This window comes from Bradyrhizobium sp. USDA 10063 (assembly GCF_054063735.1).
This window is the reverse complement of the sequence record NZ_JBSSGP010000002.1, coordinates 4,902,374-4,916,749: the sequence shown is the minus strand read 5'-3', so window position 1 is coordinate 4,916,749 and position 14,376 is coordinate 4,902,374. Positions and strand designations below refer to the sequence as shown.

The 14,376-nt window shown below is 65.5% G+C and carries 12 protein-coding genes; 7 read left to right on the top strand and 5 right to left on the bottom strand.

Annotated features, from left to right (window positions below; genetic code table 11):
* Positions 1–167 precede the first annotated feature (167 nt).
* The 3 genes from ACVJGD_RS25250 to pdeM all read left to right on the top strand — a co-directional run bounded on the left by ACVJGD_RS25250 (position 168) and on the right by pdeM (position 5,314).
* Entirely contained in the window at positions 168–1,457 is a 1,290-nt protein-coding gene (locus ACVJGD_RS25250) for an IS4 family transposase (protein ID WP_456635696.1), read from the top strand.
* Positions 1,458–1,733: 276 nt separating this feature from the next.
* Positions 1,734–4,481, top strand: coding sequence for a ligase-associated DNA damage response DEXH box helicase (locus ACVJGD_RS25245; protein ID WP_456640364.1), 2,748 nt, complete (start codon positions 1,734–1,736; stop codon positions 4,479–4,481).
* A gap of 134 nt (positions 4,482–4,615) precedes the next feature.
* Positions 4,616–5,314 (top strand): ligase-associated DNA damage response endonuclease PdeM, encoded by a 699-nt coding sequence (gene pdeM, locus ACVJGD_RS25240; RefSeq protein ID WP_456636844.1) that lies wholly within the window; start codon positions 4,616–4,618, stop codon positions 5,312–5,314.
* 959 nt (positions 5,315–6,273) lie between these two features.
* Here the strand turns inward: pdeM and ACVJGD_RS25235 are convergent.
* A complete protein-coding gene (locus tag ACVJGD_RS25235) occupies positions 6,274–7,137 on the bottom strand; it encodes a LysR family transcriptional regulator (RefSeq protein WP_456636843.1) in 864 nt (287 codons plus the stop codon).
* 109 nt (positions 7,138–7,246) lie between these two features.
* Between ACVJGD_RS25235 and ACVJGD_RS25230 the strand changes: the two genes are divergently transcribed.
* Together ACVJGD_RS25230 and ACVJGD_RS25225 are read left to right on the top strand one after the other, a co-directional pair.
* A complete protein-coding gene (locus ACVJGD_RS25230) occupies positions 7,247–8,167 on the top strand; it encodes a DMT family transporter (RefSeq protein ID WP_456636842.1) in 921 nt (306 codons plus the stop codon).
* A gap of 92 nt (positions 8,168–8,259) precedes the next feature.
* On the top strand, positions 8,260–9,606 hold the full coding sequence (locus ACVJGD_RS25225) for an NRAMP family divalent metal transporter (RefSeq protein ID WP_456636841.1): 1,347 nt from the start codon (positions 8,260–8,262) through the stop codon (positions 9,604–9,606).
* 5 nt (positions 9,607–9,611) lie between these two features.
* Here ACVJGD_RS25225 and ACVJGD_RS25220 read toward each other — a convergent pair whose 3' ends face one another.
* Together ACVJGD_RS25220 and ACVJGD_RS25215 are read right to left on the bottom strand one after the other, a co-directional pair.
* Positions 9,612–9,908 (bottom strand): cysteine rich repeat-containing protein, encoded by a 297-nt coding sequence (locus tag ACVJGD_RS25220; RefSeq protein ID WP_456636840.1) that lies wholly within the window; start codon positions 9,906–9,908, stop codon positions 9,612–9,614.
* A 63-nt stretch (positions 9,909–9,971) separates the two neighbouring features.
* On the bottom strand, positions 9,972–10,196 hold the full coding sequence (locus ACVJGD_RS25215) for a hypothetical protein (RefSeq protein ID WP_456636839.1): 225 nt from the start codon (positions 10,194–10,196) through the stop codon (positions 9,972–9,974).
* Between the two features lie 186 nt (positions 10,197–10,382).
* On the opposite strand from ACVJGD_RS25215, the gene ACVJGD_RS25210 reads away from it, so the two are divergent.
* Positions 10,383–11,105, top strand: a complete 723-nt coding sequence (locus tag ACVJGD_RS25210) for a response regulator (RefSeq protein WP_456636838.1) — start codon at positions 10,383–10,385, stop codon at positions 11,103–11,105.
* A complete protein-coding gene (locus ACVJGD_RS25205; RefSeq protein WP_456636837.1) occupies positions 11,105–12,460 on the top strand; it encodes an ATP-binding protein in 1,356 nt (451 codons plus the stop codon). The genes ACVJGD_RS25210 and ACVJGD_RS25205 overlap by 1 nt, the downstream gene beginning before the upstream one ends.
* A gap of 14 nt (positions 12,461–12,474) precedes the next feature.
* Here ACVJGD_RS25205 and ACVJGD_RS25200 read toward each other — a convergent pair whose 3' ends face one another.
* Positions 12,475–13,257, bottom strand: a complete 783-nt coding sequence (locus ACVJGD_RS25200) for a TIGR02186 family protein (protein WP_456636836.1) — start codon at positions 13,255–13,257, stop codon at positions 12,475–12,477.
* A complete protein-coding gene (locus ACVJGD_RS25195) occupies positions 13,254–14,183 on the bottom strand; it encodes a sulfite exporter TauE/SafE family protein (RefSeq protein ID WP_456636835.1) in 930 nt (309 codons plus the stop codon). Before ACVJGD_RS25195 ends, ACVJGD_RS25200 begins: the two co-directional genes overlap by 4 nt.
* Positions 14,184–14,376 lie beyond the last annotated feature (193 nt).

The window sequence follows — 14,376 nt, the reverse complement described above, 5'->3', positions numbered from 1 at the left end:
ATTGACTCGGGGCGGGTGTGAGGGATTCCAGAATCGGGAATCTGTGTGATCTCTATTGCGGCACTTCGATTTGACGGAGGTGCCGCCATGTTGCCACGGATTGACTGGACGTTGGGCCGGTTCGGGGATCGTCGTCTCGATAAAGGGGGGCGGCGCTCGTCGAACGCATGGTTGCGGGCAAGGATGTTTGCCTGCGGCGGCTTGCCAAGGGCGACCGCGCGCTGGAGGTGCGGTTCAACCGCTTTCTCGGCCACGCCAAGGTGACGACGGAGCGCATTATCGAGAGCTGGAGCGAAGGCACGGTTGCGGCGGTCGCGGGCCGCCATGTGTTGGCGATCCAGGACACCAGCGAGATCCACTTCAACACCACGCCACACCATCGGCGTGGGCTCGGGGAGATCGGCAAGGGCAATCACCATGGCGTGCTGCTGCATCCGCTGCTGGCGGTCGATGCGGACAACGGCGCCTGCCTTGGACTTGTGAGCGGCGAAGTGTGGACGCGCGAGGGTCGCCGCACCGTCTCGCATGACTCGCGCGAATTGTCGGACAAGGAATCGCAGCGCTGGATATCCACTGCGCTTGCGGCCAAGCCATTGCTCGCCGGCGCCGCGATGGTGACCGTGCTCGGCGACCGCGAGAGCGACATCTTCGCCCTTTATGCCAGTGCGGCCGAGCAGCACTACCACGTGATCGCCCGCAGCATGCATGATCGCAAGCTGGCCTCCGGCGACGGCTTGTATGCGGCCAGCGACGCCATGACGGTGGTGGATCGGCGCACCATCGAGCTGCCTGCACGCCCACAGCGGCCTGCACGTTCGGCTCACCTCGAACTCCGTTTTGGCGCAACCGAGCTCGCTCGACCGCAGACCAAGTTCCTGCGCCATTTACCGAAAAGCTTGCCGCTGGCCGTGGTTGACGTGCGCGAGGTCAACGCCGGAGCCGGGGTCGAGCCGCTGCATTGGCGGCTTCTCACCTCGCATCAGATCGCCAATACAGAAGACGCTTGGCGCATTGTCGAATGGTACAAACAGCGCTGGATCATCGAGCAGTTCTTCCGCGTCCTCAAGACGCAAGGCTTCCGGCTCGAAGACAGCCAAATCGGCACCGCCAACCGGCTGCTCAAACTGGTCGCCATCGCAGCCAAGGCCGCCGTCATCACCATCCAACTCCTGCAAGCGCGCAACGGCAGCCCACAGTCGGTCCACATTGCCTTCAACGCCAGCGAGGTCGCCGCGCTTACTGCCCTCAATCAGCAGCTCGAAACCAGGAGCAAACGGCTGAGAAACCCGCATCCATCCCACAGCCTCGCCTGGGCCGCCTGGATCATCGGTCGTCTCGGCGGCTGGGATGGCTATCGATCATCCAAGCCACCAGGCCCGATCACCTTCAAAAACGGCCTGGAATACTTCCATGCCGCCGCAGTCGGATGGAGCCTCAGACATCCGTGCATGCCCTAGCGCGAAAGCGGGGACTCATAGCCACTTGGACCATGTGATGTGCACCGTTGCCCATCCCGTCATTGCGAGCGCAGCGAAGCAATCCATCGTGCCGCAAGTGGAGGCATGGATTGCTTCGCTGCGCTCGCAATGACGGCGGTTGCAGCGGAGCGCATCACGAACGCCTGTGGTTATGGGTCCCGGGTCGAGCCCGGGACGACGGCGGAGGACTTGGCGGGCGACTCGCGCCCCTCGACGAAGCGCCCGTGACGACATAGCTCTAATGCCGTGTCCGTCCTGACCCAGCCCGCGGCCTCGACCGAGGCCGAACCCCTTCTGCCCATCCGCTTCCAGAAATGGTTCGCGGCCCGCGGCTGGTCGCCGCGCGAGCATCAGCTCGCGCTGCTCTCAAAGGCGCGCGAAAATCGTTCGGCGCTGCTGATCGCGCCTACGGGCGCCGGCAAGACGCTGGCCGGCTTTTTGCCGACGCTCGTGGAACTGAGCGCCGGTGCTCACCTCCCCCTGAAAGGGGGAAGTCGGCGCGCTCGGCAGCGCACTTGCGCGCCTGAGCGCGACGGGTGGGGGTCAGCCACGGGCACGGAGCAAGCGGCGGACCCCCACCCCAACCCTCCCCCTTTCAGGGGGAGGGAGAATGCGCAGCTCGCCAGCGGAGAGGGAGCTACGTCGGCTGTGGCACGCTCCAACCTCCCACGTGCCAACCTCATCTCCACCGGCCGCAGCGTGAAGCGCACGGGCGGCCTCCACACCCTCTACATCTCTCCATTGAAGGCGCTCGCGGTCGACATCGCGCGCAATCTGGAGACGCCCGTTGCCGAGATGGGGCTGCCGATCAAGATCGAGACCCGCACCGGCGATACGCCGGTGTCGCGGCGCCAGCGGCAACGGCGCTATCCGCCGGATATCCTGCTCACCACGCCCGAGCAGCTCGCGCTGCTGCTGTCATCCGACGACGCGCCGTTCCTGTTCTCCTCGCTGAAACGCATCGTGCTCGACGAGCTGCACGCGCTGGCGACCTCCAAGCGCGGCGACCTCTTGTCGCTCGGGCTGGCGCGTCTCTGGCGGCTCGCGCCGGAGATGCGCGCGATCGGCCTGTCGGCGACGGTCGCCGAGCCGGAGCAGCTCGCGCGCTTCCTGGTGCCGCAACGTCCCGGCAGGCAAGATGCGGCCGACGTCGTCATCGCCGGCGGTGCCGCGCCGCCGGTCGTCGAGATGCTGGATACGCGCGAGCGATTACCCTGGGCGGGCCACACCGCCCGCCACGCGCTCGGCGAAATCTACGAATTGATCAAGCAGAACAAGACCACGCTGGTCTTCGTCAACACGCGCAGCCAGGCCGAGATGCTGTTCCAGGATCTCTGGCGCATGAACGACGATGGGCTCGCGATCGCGCTGCATCACGGCTCGCTCGACGTCGCGCAGCGCCGCAAGGTCGAGGATGCGATGGCGGCCGGCAGGCTGCGTGGCGTGGTCTGTACCTCCTCGCTTGATCTCGGCGTCGACTGGGGCGACGTCGACCTCGTCATCAATATCGGCGCGCCCAAGGGCTCGTCGCGGCTGATGCAGCGGATCGGCCGCGCCAATCACCGTTTCGACGAAGCCTCGCGTGCCGTGCTGGTGCCGGCCAACCGTTTCGAGGTCCTGGAATGCCGCGTCGCGATCGATGCGATCGCAGAGAACGCGCAGGACACGCCGCCGCTCCGATCGGGCGCGCTCGACGTGCTGGCGCAGCACGTGCTCGGCTGCGCCTGCGGCGAGCCGTTCCTTGCCGACGAATTGTATGAGGAGGTGCTGACGTCGGCACCTTACGCGGCGCTGACGCGGGCCGATTTCGACGACATCGTCGATTTCGTCGCCACCGGCGGCTATGCGCTGAAGACCTATGAGCGCTTCGCGCGCATCAAGCAGGACAAACAAGGCCGCTGGCGCGTCGCCAATCCCCGCGTGCGGCAGAGCTACCGTCTCAACGTCGGCACCATCGTCGAGGAAACCATGCTGAAGGTGCGGCTGGTGCGCTCGCGCGCCGGCGGCACCGGCTCGACCGGTGCCCTCGGCCGTGGCGGCCGCGTGCTGGGCGATATCGAGGAAGTCTTCATCGAAGGCCTCGTGATCGGCGACACCTTCGTGTTCGGCGGCGAGGTGGTGCGCTACGAGGCGCTGGTCGAGGACCAGGTCTATGTCTCCCGCGCCAACGACCGGGATGCCAAGGTGCCGTCCTATATGGGCGGCAAATTCCCGCTCTCCACCTATCTCGCCGAGCGCGTACGCAAACTGCTTGACGATCGCCGTGCCTGGAATGCGCTCCCCGAGCAGGTCCACGAATGGCTGTCGCTCCAGAAGGATTTTTCCCTCGTGCCGGCGGTGCGCGAACTCCTCGTCGAGACGTTTCCGCGCGGCAACAAGCATTATTTGGTCTGCTATCCCTTCGAGGGGAGGCTCGCGCACCAGACGCTTGGCATGCTCTTGACACGGCGGATGGAGCGCGCCCGCACCCGGCCGCTCGGCTTCATGGCCAATGAGTATGCGCTCGCGATCTGGGGGCTCGGCGACCTCTCTTATCTGATCCGGCAAGGCCACCTCGACCTCAACACGCTGTTCAACCCGGATATGCTCGGCGACGATCTCGAAGCCTGGCTCGCCGAATCAGCGCTGATGAAGCGTACCTTCCGCAATTGCGCCATCATCTCAGGGCTAATCGCGCGTCGCCATACCGGAGAGGAGAAGTCGCGCCGTCAGGTCTTGTTCTCAACCGATCTCGTCTATGATGTCCTGCGCAAGCATCAGGCCGATCACGTCCTGTTGCGCGCGGCGCGTGCCGATGCCGCGACCGGCCTGCTCGATCTGCGCCGACTCGGCGATATGCTCGCGCGGATCCAGGGACGAATCACTCATCGGGAACTGGAGCATGTTTCGCCGCTCGCGGTCCCGGTGATGCTGGAAATCGGCCGCGAGTCGGTTTATGGCGAAGCATCCGACGAGCTGCTGGCGGAAGCCGCCGACGAGCTCGTCAAAGAGGCGATGTCATGAGGCATCGTAGCAAAGCAAATGAATTTTCGGGGCTCACATCTCTCCACGTCGTCATGCCCGGCCTTGTGCCGGGCATCCACGTTCTTCGCCTCAGCGCTTGCGGAAAGTCGTGGATGGCCGGGACGAGCCCGGCCATGACGGAGCAAGCGGCTATATCTGTCGATCCTCCAAGTAGTTTCCACATCGCCGGCGTGACGATGCTCGCCGACCTCTCCGGTGCTTTGTTCTGGGAAGAGCAGCGCTTGCTGGTCGTTTCCGATCTGCACCTGGAAAAGGGCTCGAGCTTCGCCATGCGCGGCGTGCTGCTGCCGCCTTACGACACCGCGGCGACGCTGGGCCGGCTTGCTGCTGTCGTCGCGCGGCATGACCCGCGCATGGTGATCGCGCTCGGCGACAGTTTTCATGACCGGCGCGCGCATCAACGTCTGAGCGCGCAGGACCGCGACGCCATCACCGCGCTGCAGGCGCGGCGCGACTGGATCTGGATCTCCGGCAATCACGATCCGGCGCTGCCGTCCGATCTCGGCGGCATGGTCGCGACCGAAGTCGCGATCGGCCGCATCCGCTTTCGTCATGAGCCGACCGGCGCCATTGGCGAGATCGCCGGCCATCTGCATCCCAAGGCCCGCGTCTCGACCCGCGGCCGCGCGGTCGAACGCCGCTGCTTCGCCAGCGACGGCGAGCGCGCCGTGATGCCCGCCTTCGGCGCCTACGCCGGCGGCCTGAGCATCCGCGACGCCGCGTTTGCAAAACTCTTCGGCACGCCGGCCTTCACCGCCCACCTCCTCGGCGACACCAAGCTGCACACCATCGCCGCCTCCCGCTGTTATTGACCTCCGCCGCAGATCACCCTCATCCCGAGGAGCCGCGCGAGCGGCGTCTCGAGGGATGGGCCGTCGTGGGTTTCCTCACTCTCCGTCATTCCGGGCTCGTCCTTCCGACGCCCCGGAATGACAGTGTGTGTTGTGGCGCGAGCTATGCAAAAAGTGCCCGTCGGGCAAATCACCAAAAGTCTGTCCAGCCCTTCCGCAAAAAACATTCCGCTTCCGTCGTCGGGCAAATCAGTGATTTAACTCCGCGCGTCTCACCCGAATGAGGGGCGGCTCGCGATCGTCACGAACGTTGCGGTGAGATGCGGTGGACGCGATGCGTGCGACTGACGAGCACACACATCACGGACGGCGAAGTCGTGTGGTTCTGGCGCCCCGACGCTGGCGCTAAGCTTGCGGGAAGTATCCCGCAGGTGACGGTGGCAAGAAAGCCCGGTCACCGGGAAGAGCACGAAGTAAGCTGTAAAACCATCGCGCAGGGAAAGCCGGAGTTGCTTCGGTTGACCTGTGGTCCTACCCCCGTGCTTTTTGTTGCACGGGGCCCACGGGTGCAACCGGCACCCGGCTTTCCCTGCGCCCTCTATTCGATGAGAGGGTGAAACGAGACGCAAAGCTCGGGCAGCACATGCCGCGAGAATGCAAACTCACGTCCTCTCACTATACTCCACCGTCATGCCCGCGAAGGCGGGCATCCAGTATCCCGCGGCATCTGAACGTAAGCACTGCCGCCTCTGGAATACTAGATCGTCCGCCTTCGCGGACGATGACAGCGGGTAGCTGTTTGACATTTGAATCAGAGCCAACAACGTGGAGAGCCGCGAACTCAGTTCTATCTCCTCACCCTGAGGAGACCGCGCAGCGGTCGTCTCGAAGGGCGAGGCCACTAGCGGGGCCTCATCCTTCGAGACGCGCGTTCCGCGCTCCTCAGGATGAGGATCGAATGACAGCCAAGCCTTGCGAAACTACGCCGCTTTCGCCTGCACAGTGTCGCAGAATTCCGCGAGTCTGTCCGCAAGCCGCAGCGTGGCGGGGCTGGCGGCGGGGGAGGCGAGCAGGGCGAGTTCGGTCTTGTCGATCGGCGCAAAACCGTCCTTTGTCGTGAGCACGCGGTGATCGGCCTGGATCGCGATCTCCGACAGGATGCTGAGACCCATGCCGGCGGCGACCGCCGCCTGGATGCCGGACAGGCTCGACGACGTATAGGACATGTGCCAGGAGCGGCCCGCGCTCTCCAGCGCATGGATCGCGCCGGCCCGGTAGATGCAGCCGGCAGGAAATCCGATCAGCGGCACCGAGCCGGTGCGCGTATCGCGCGGATGCGTCTTGCTGGTGACCCAGTGCACCCGCTCCGGCCATGCCGCGATCGCGCCCTTCTCGCCGGCGGTGCGCTTGAGCAGCGCCAGATCGAGCTCACCACGATTGAGATCGCGCTGCAGGTGCATGCTCTGGTCGGCGCGCACGTCGAGCCGGAGCGTTGGATGCGACCGCGAGAAGGCGCCGAGCAGCTTTGTCAGCCGATAGGCGGCGAAATCCTCGGGGATGCCGAGCCGGATCGCGCCCTGATAGGTCGGCCGCGTCACGACATCGCGCGCCTCTTCGGCGAGCGCCAGCAGCCGCCGCGCATAGGAGAGCAGCCGCTCGCCGGCCTCGGTTGGTGTGACGTCCTTGCCGTTGCGGACCAGGAGCGGCTGGCCGACGTCTTCCTCCAGCCGCTTGATCTGCTGGCTGACGGTCGATTGCGTGCGGTGGACGCGCTCGCCGGCACGGGTGAAGCCACCGGCATCGACCACCGAGACGAAACTGCGCAGCAGTTCCAAATCGAACATGGCGGCACCTATTCAAAAATCCACTGGCTGCCAGTCTATCATTTAATTTCCAAATGGGAAGACGACCGCCTAGATGGAAGGGCCAAGGAGAATTTCCAAAGGACACTTCATGTCGCTCGCCCCTTCGGTCGCGGTTCCCCGTCAAGGCTTCAATCCGCTGCCGCTATTGATTGCCCTGTTCTGCCTGCTCTGGAGCTACGCCTTCATCGCCGGCAAGATCGGCGTCACCGATTGTCCGCCGCTGATCCTGCTCACGGCGCGATTTTCTCTCGCGGGCATCCTGATCCTCGGCGTGTTGGCCCTGCGCCGCGACGGATGGCAGCTCTCCTGGCGCGACGTCGCGGTCTATTCGGTGCTCGGCGTCGCCAACAACGCGCTCTATCTCGGGCTTGGCTATACCGGGCTGAAGACGGTCTCGGCCGGCATCGGCGGGCTGATCGTCTCCGCCAATCCGGTGTTCACGGCGGTGCTCGCCGCGCTGTTCCTCGGCGAGGTGCTGACCTGGCGCAAGGTCGCGGGCCTCGTGCTCGGCGTTGTCGGCGTCGCCTTCATCGTCTGGCATCGGATCTCCGTCGGCACCGAGCATCTGGAAGGCATCGTGTTCACGCTGGCCTCGCTCGCCTCCATCGTCACCGGCACCATCCTGTTCAAGCTGCTCGCGCCCAAGGGCAGCCTGTGGATCGGCAATGGCATCCAGAATCTCGCCGGGGGGCTGGCGCTGTTGCCGTTCGCGCTCACGCTCTCCAGCGTCTCCGAGATCGTGCCGAGTGCGCGGCTGCTCGGCGCGTTCGTCTTCCTGGTGTTCGGCGGATCGATCCTGGCTTACGCGCTGTGGTTTCATCTGTTGAAAGTGTGCGGCGCCACCGCCGCGAGCGCCTACCACTTCCTGATGCCGCCGCTCGGCATGCTGTTTGCGTTCCTCGTGCTCGGCGAGCACGTCGAGTCCCGCGATCTGCTCGGCATCATTCCGGTCGCTCTCGGAATCTATCTCGTGACGCGTCCGGCCGCGGCGCCTGCATCGACCACCTGACGACGTGTCTTGCTTGCGACAAAACTGTCGGGCAGGTACGGCGCCGGGAACCGAACCATCTCCGGTTCGTTGTCGCGGCGACTGGACCGGGCATGGCGCAACACAGGGCATCGACTGGCAATCACGTAAAGCCCGGCAATAAGCCGGCCCCGAAGGCCAAGCCGCGCCAGCCCTTCGATCTCAAGCGCTTCCTGAAATCGCTCGGCCCCGGCCTGATCACCGGCGCCTCCGACGATGACCCGTCCGGGATCGGCACCTACAGCCAGGCCGGCGCGCAGCTCGGCTACGGCATCGGCTGGACCATGCTGTTCACATTCCCGCTGATGGTGGCGATCCAGGAGATTTCGGCCCGCGTCGGCCGCGTCACCGGTCACGGCATTTCGGGCAATGTGTGCCGGCATTATCCGCTGTGGCTGCTCAACATCGTGGTCGCGCTCTTGTTCATTGCCAACACGATCAACATCGCAGCCGATCTCGGCGCCATGGCGGATGCGACGACGCTCCTGGTCGGCGGGCATGCGATCCTCTACGTGCTGCTCTTTGGGGTGGCGTCGGTGGCCGCTCAGATCATCCTCGATTACAAGCGCTATGTCGCGGTGCTGAAATGGCTGACGCTCAGCCTGTTCGCCTATGTCGCGGCCCTTGCCTTCGCTCATATCTCCTGGCGCGAGGCGCTTGCCGGCATATTCATTCCAAGGTTCTCCTGGAGCGAGAACTATTTCACGACCATCGTCGCGATCTTCGGCACCACGATCTCGCCCTATCTGTTCTTCTGGCAGGCTTCGCAGGAGGCCGAAGACCAGCGCGTCGACACCAGGAAGCAGCCGCTGATCGAGAAGCACTATGGCGCGCGGAAGGAGTTTTCCCGCATCCGCGCCGATACGATCGTCGGCATGGCGTTCTCGAACCTGATCGCGCTCTCGATCATCGTCACGGTCGCTGCGACCTTGCACGTGGCAGGGAAGACCGACATCCAGAGCTCGGCGCAGGCGGCAGAGGCGCTGCGTCCGATCGCCGGCCCGTTTGCGGAAGCGATCTTCGCGCTCGGCATCGTCGGCACCGGGCTGCTTGCCATTCCCGTGCTCGCGGGCGCAACCGCCTATGCGGTCGGTGAGGGACGTCGGTGGCCGGTGGGATTGGCGCGCAAGCCGAAGGAGGCCGCCGCATTCTATGCCGTGCTGGCGCTGTCGGCCGGCTTCGGCATCGCGCTCAATTTCACGCCGATCAACCCGATCTCGGCGCTGTATTGGAGCGCGGTCATCAACGGCGTGCTCGCCGTTCCCGTGATGGTGCTGCTGATGGCGATGGCCCGCCGCCACGACGTGATGGGCCGGTATGTCATCACCGGCCCGCTCTATTGGCTCGGCTGGCTGTCGACCGTGGCGATGCTGCTGAGCGTGGTTGCGATGGGTGCGGGATGGTTCCTCGGCGCGGTCTAGCTCGGTTACTTCGGCGTTGTGCCGGCGGCGCCGTCTTTCCGCGGGAGAGCCTGTGCGCAACCCGAACTGAGTTCGCTCGCATGGCTTTGCAGGCAGGCGATGATGCGGCCCCCTCCGGGCGACACACTGCTGCACAGACGGCTGTAATCGCCGCGGCAGGCCTGCATCGTGGCTCGGGTCTCGCTGCGCAATTGCGTCGGGACCAAGTTTTCGGCCCGCGATGCCCTGGCGGTCACCGTTGCGGCGAGCGCGAGTGCGGACAGGATGCGAAGCGGCGCCAGGACGGCGGAAGAAACGGACATGCTGTTCTCCTGATGTCGATATGTCGTGGAACGACTGCCCGACCCATCGGGCAGTCAGAGCGCTTACCAGCGCGAGACCGTGGTCCGGCGGACGTAGGTGTTGCCGTACGGGCCGGTGCGCACCGCAGTGCGCGAGCAGTAGCCATAGCCACAGCCGCCGCTCACGCGCACGGTCGACACCCCGCGCGGGCCGTAGAAGGTGCCATAGCGGGTCCAGGCGCTGGCTTCGGCGATACCGGCGATCGAGAGCAGGCCGGCGAGCGTGGACATGGCGAGAAGCTTCTTCATGGTCGCGGTCTCCTTGATGGATAGCGGCTGCCGTTGCGGTAGCCATGCGTGGAGACTGGAGGCGGCGTGTCAGCGCGATATTGCTGGAGCGCAACGGCCGGTATCGCTTTGTCGATGCCGTGTAACAGTGTGTAACAACGCAGGCCGCAGCCTTGCGCCGTGCACAACCTTGTCCAAAATGCGGCCATGACAGCGTCTCAAGCTTCGCTTCTGATCGTGGAGGACGATCCCGAGATCAGCCGGCTGGTTGCCGACCTCCTGCGGCGTGAAGGATTCGAGGTCGAGTGCGCCGACAGCGGCAAGTCGATGGACGCGGTGCTGCAGCGGATGCGTCCCGACCTGATCGTGCTGGACCTGATGCTGCCGGGCGAGGATGGGCTGTCGATCTGCCGGCGGCTGCGCGTGGACGCCGATATCCCGATCCTGATGCTGACGGCCAAGAGCGACGAGATCGACCGCGTGGTCGGTCTCGAGATGGGCGCCGATGATTACCTGTCAAAGCCGTTTGCGCCGCGCGAATTGCTGGCGCGGGTGCGCGCCATCCTTCGCCGCGTCAAGGTGGTGCCGGCAAAGCTTCCAGCCCGTCGGTACGCGTTCGATCGGTTCGTGATCGACCTTGATTCGCGCAGCATCCAGTTCGGCGAGGCGGCCGAAGCCGCTCTGTCACTCACCAGCGCCGAGTTCGATCTGTTGGGCTGCTTTGTGCAGCGGCCGCGCCGCGTCCTGACCCGGGACCAGATCCTCGATTGGACGCGGGGCCGGTCTGCCGAACCGTTCGACCGCACGGTCGACATGCTGATCTCGCGGCTGCGCAAGAAGCTCGATGCCGCAAGCCCCGGCTCGAACCTGATCACCACCGTGCGCAACGGCGGCTATCTGTTCACCGCGATCGTCAAGCAGGTGTCGTGATGCTGCGCGTGACGCTGGCAACGCGCCTAGCCCTGATCGCGATCGTCGCGCTCTTCGTCATCAGCCTCCTGATCACCACCGTCTTCTATCTCACGTCGGTGCGGGAAGGCGAATTTGCGCGACCCTCTCCGATGCGGCTCTCGGCGATCGCGGAGCTGATCGAACGATCGGCCCCGGACATGCGTCAATTGATCCTGCAGGCCTTGTCATCCCCGCAATTTGCCGTGCGCCTCGATGCCGCCGGCGCGACCCCGGACCCGCAGCCTGACGTGCAGGACGCGCAGGCGCGGCTGCGCGAGTTCTACGCCAACGCGCTGCCTGGACGTGACGTCAGCGTCGCTAGGGCGTCCGCAGCGAGCAATGGCCGGCGGTTTCCGCGGTTACGCAGGGCGATATCGAATGCCGTCGAGTTGAGGATTGGATTGCATAGCGGGGAGACGCTTGTCGTCGATGCATCCACACGGCTGCCGGTCACGCGGCTCGGCCTGCCGGTCGGCCTCGGTGCGGGACTGATCGGAACCATCATCGGGCTGATCGCCCTGCTGGTCATGCAGCGGGAGACGCGGCCATTGGCGCGGCTCGCAGCGGCCGTCGATCGGGTGGACCTGTCGGCCGATCCGCCGCCGCTTCCCGAAGCGCGTCGCAGCGCGCCGGAGATCCGCGCGGTGATCGCAGCGTTCAATCGGCTGCAGGCGCGGCTGGGCGAAATGATGCGCGCGCGCATGACGCTGGTCGGTGGCATCGCGCACGACGTCCGGACCTTTGCGACGCGGCTCCGTCTGCGCGTCGACAAGATCCCTGATGCCGTCGAGCAGCAGCGCGCCATCGCCGATATCGATGACATGATCCGTCTGCTGGACGATGCATTATTGTCGAGCCGCGTTGGCGCCGGGCAGCTTTCCCAGGAGATGGTCGAGTTTGCGCCCGTCGTCAGTGCGGAAGCCGACGACAGGCGCGCCCAAGGCGGTCGCGTTGACGTTGCGATGGACGAGGCAGCCAAAGGCGCGATCGTGCTCGGCGACCGGCTCGCGTTGCGGCGTATCGTGGCGAACATCATCGACAATGCGTTGAAATACGGTCACGCCGCGCATGTGCGGATGAAGCTCGAGCGGGCCTCCGTCATTCTCACTGTTGATGATGAGGGGCCGGGGATTCCCGCCGACCGACGGCAAGCCATGCTGGAGCCGTTCAATCGGCTCGAAGCCTCGCGCAATCGCGCGACCGGTGGCGCGGGGCTTGGACTTGCGGTCGTGCGCAGTCTGGTCGAGGCGTATGATGGGACAATTGACATGATGGAAGCGCCGGGCGGCGGCACACGGGTGCGCATCGCGCTGCCGGTGTTCCGGCCGGACTGATCTTGTGCGTGCCGTCAATCGCGCCGGAACACGATCGAGGCCATCCAGCCGGTCATCAGCGCCATGGCGGCGGTGACGAGGCCGTAGGCAAGACCGTTCTGCCGCGCGGTATTGGCGACGAACTGCTCGAAACCGACCTTGACGATCTCGAAGGCGGTATCGGCCTTGGTCACCAGCGCGCCGTCGGTGAACAATTTGATCTCGACATTGTAGGTGCCGATCGGCACCTCGGCCGGCAGTGGAATGGTGGTGCGGAACAGGGTCGGGGTCAGGAACGTCACCGCCGAGGTCTCCTCGCGATAAAGCCCGCGCTCGGAGCGCAGCCGCACGAAGGCGCTGCGGAAGACGTCGTTGGGAACGACGTCGGCATAGTCGGGGCCGACGCGCTGCATCAGCAGCACGTTGTTGAGCCCGAGCTGCTGGCGCCGCTGCACCTCCGGCGAAGCGATCTGGTCGAAGGGGCGGTTGGAGAACAGCGCGAGATAGCTCGGCACCTGCAGGAACTGCCGGTAATCGGTGTTGATCCAGATGCCGAATCTGCGCTCCTTGCGCCGCGTCACCAGATCGGCGCGCGGGCCGATCACGGTCACCACGAGGTCGTAGTTGTTGCGGCCGGGCGGCGTGTCGGCATCCCTCTCGACCGACCCGAACAGCACCAGTTCCTCGCCGGAATAGTTCGGCGTCACCGTGACGCGGTGGTTCGACACCGAGACGATCAGCCGCTCGGCATGTGCGGGGAGTGCCGCGAGGATCGCAGCCAGCAGGCCGGCGAAAGCAAGGAGGGGGCGCGCGATCATGGCGAGCCTCCGCCGGCTTCGCGGATGGTGAAGAGATCGGCGGGACGGATCACGAGCTCGACCGCAAAGCGGATGCCGACCGCGAGCACCAGGAGCCCGAGCAGCAGCCGCAAATGCTCGCCGCGGATCTTCTGGCCCGCCCGCGCGCCGAACTGCGCCCCGGTGACGCCGCCGACCATCAGGATCAGGGCCAGCACGGCGTCGACCAGGTGGTTAGTCACCGCGTGCAAAAGGGTCGCGAAGATCATCGTCACCAGCGTCAGCACCATCGAGGTGCCGATCACGGTCGAAGTCGGCACCCGCAGCAGGTAGATCATCAAGGGTACCAGGATGAAGCCGCCGCCGATGCCCATGATGGCGCCGATGAAGCCGATCACGAGGCCGACGAAGATGACGGGAATGATGGAGAGATAGATCTTGGAGCGCTTGAAGCGCATCTTCAGCGGCAGGCCATGGATCCAGCCGTGACTGCCCGGGCGGCGCAGCGTGACGGTGCCGCCGCCGCGGGCGCGCAGCATCGCGCGCAGGCCCTCATAGGCCATCGCCCCGCCGACCGCGGTGAGCAGCACGACATAGGACAGCCCGATCATCAGGTCGAGCTGGCCGAGCGAGCGCAGATAGGTGAAGGTCCATACGCCGAGCGCGGTGCCGATCGTGCCGCCGCTCAACAGGATCAGCGCCAGCGTCGGATCGATCGCGCGGCGGCGCCAATAGGAGATCGCGCCGGAGAAGGAGGAGGCCGCGATGTGGCTGGCGACGGAGGCAACCGCGACCGCCGGCGCGATGCCGATGAAGATCAGCAGCGGTGTCATCAGGAAGCCGCCGCCGATCCCGAACATGCCGGAGACGAAACCGACCGCCGCGCCCATCGCCAGCACGAGAAAGATATTGACGGGAATATCGGCGATCGGGAGGTAGAGCTGCACGCGCGGTCGCTTCTTATGATGCGCCAGCGGGGCTGGCGCACGGCCATCCCACGGCGCGGTTTTCTGATCGAGCTTGCGGGCAGCGGAATCCGACGCGGAAGCGGGCGCGGATCGGTTGCCGCAACCCTGCATAACCGAAATCGCCGCGACGAGGGACTATAGAATCCGCGAATGCGGGCTTTTTTGTCGCACG

Coding starts and splice junctions, on each gene's coding strand:
- ACVJGD_RS25250 (WP_456635696.1), top strand. CDS start 168: ATGGTTGCGGGCAAGGATGTTTGCCTGCGGCGGCTTGCCAAGGGCGAC.
- pdeM (WP_456636844.1), top strand. CDS start 4,616: ATGACGGAGCAAGCGGCTATATCTGTCGATCCTCCAAGTAGTTTCCAC.
- ACVJGD_RS25235 (WP_456636843.1), bottom strand. CDS start 7,137: ATGTTCGATTTGGAACTGCTGCGCAGTTTCGTCTCGGTGGTCGATGCC.
- ACVJGD_RS25230 (WP_456636842.1), top strand. CDS start 7,247: ATGTCGCTCGCCCCTTCGGTCGCGGTTCCCCGTCAAGGCTTCAATCCG.
- ACVJGD_RS25225 (WP_456636841.1), top strand. CDS start 8,260: ATGGCGCAACACAGGGCATCGACTGGCAATCACGTAAAGCCCGGCAAT.
- ACVJGD_RS25220 (WP_456636840.1), bottom strand. CDS start 9,908: ATGTCCGTTTCTTCCGCCGTCCTGGCGCCGCTTCGCATCCTGTCCGCA.
- ACVJGD_RS25215 (WP_456636839.1), bottom strand. CDS start 10,196: ATGAAGAAGCTTCTCGCCATGTCCACGCTCGCCGGCCTGCTCTCGATC.
- ACVJGD_RS25210 (WP_456636838.1), top strand. CDS start 10,383: ATGACAGCGTCTCAAGCTTCGCTTCTGATCGTGGAGGACGATCCCGAG.
- ACVJGD_RS25205 (WP_456636837.1), top strand. CDS start 11,105: ATGCTGCGCGTGACGCTGGCAACGCGCCTAGCCCTGATCGCGATCGTC.
- ACVJGD_RS25200 (WP_456636836.1), bottom strand. CDS start 13,257: ATGATCGCGCGCCCCCTCCTTGCTTTCGCCGGCCTGCTGGCTGCGATC.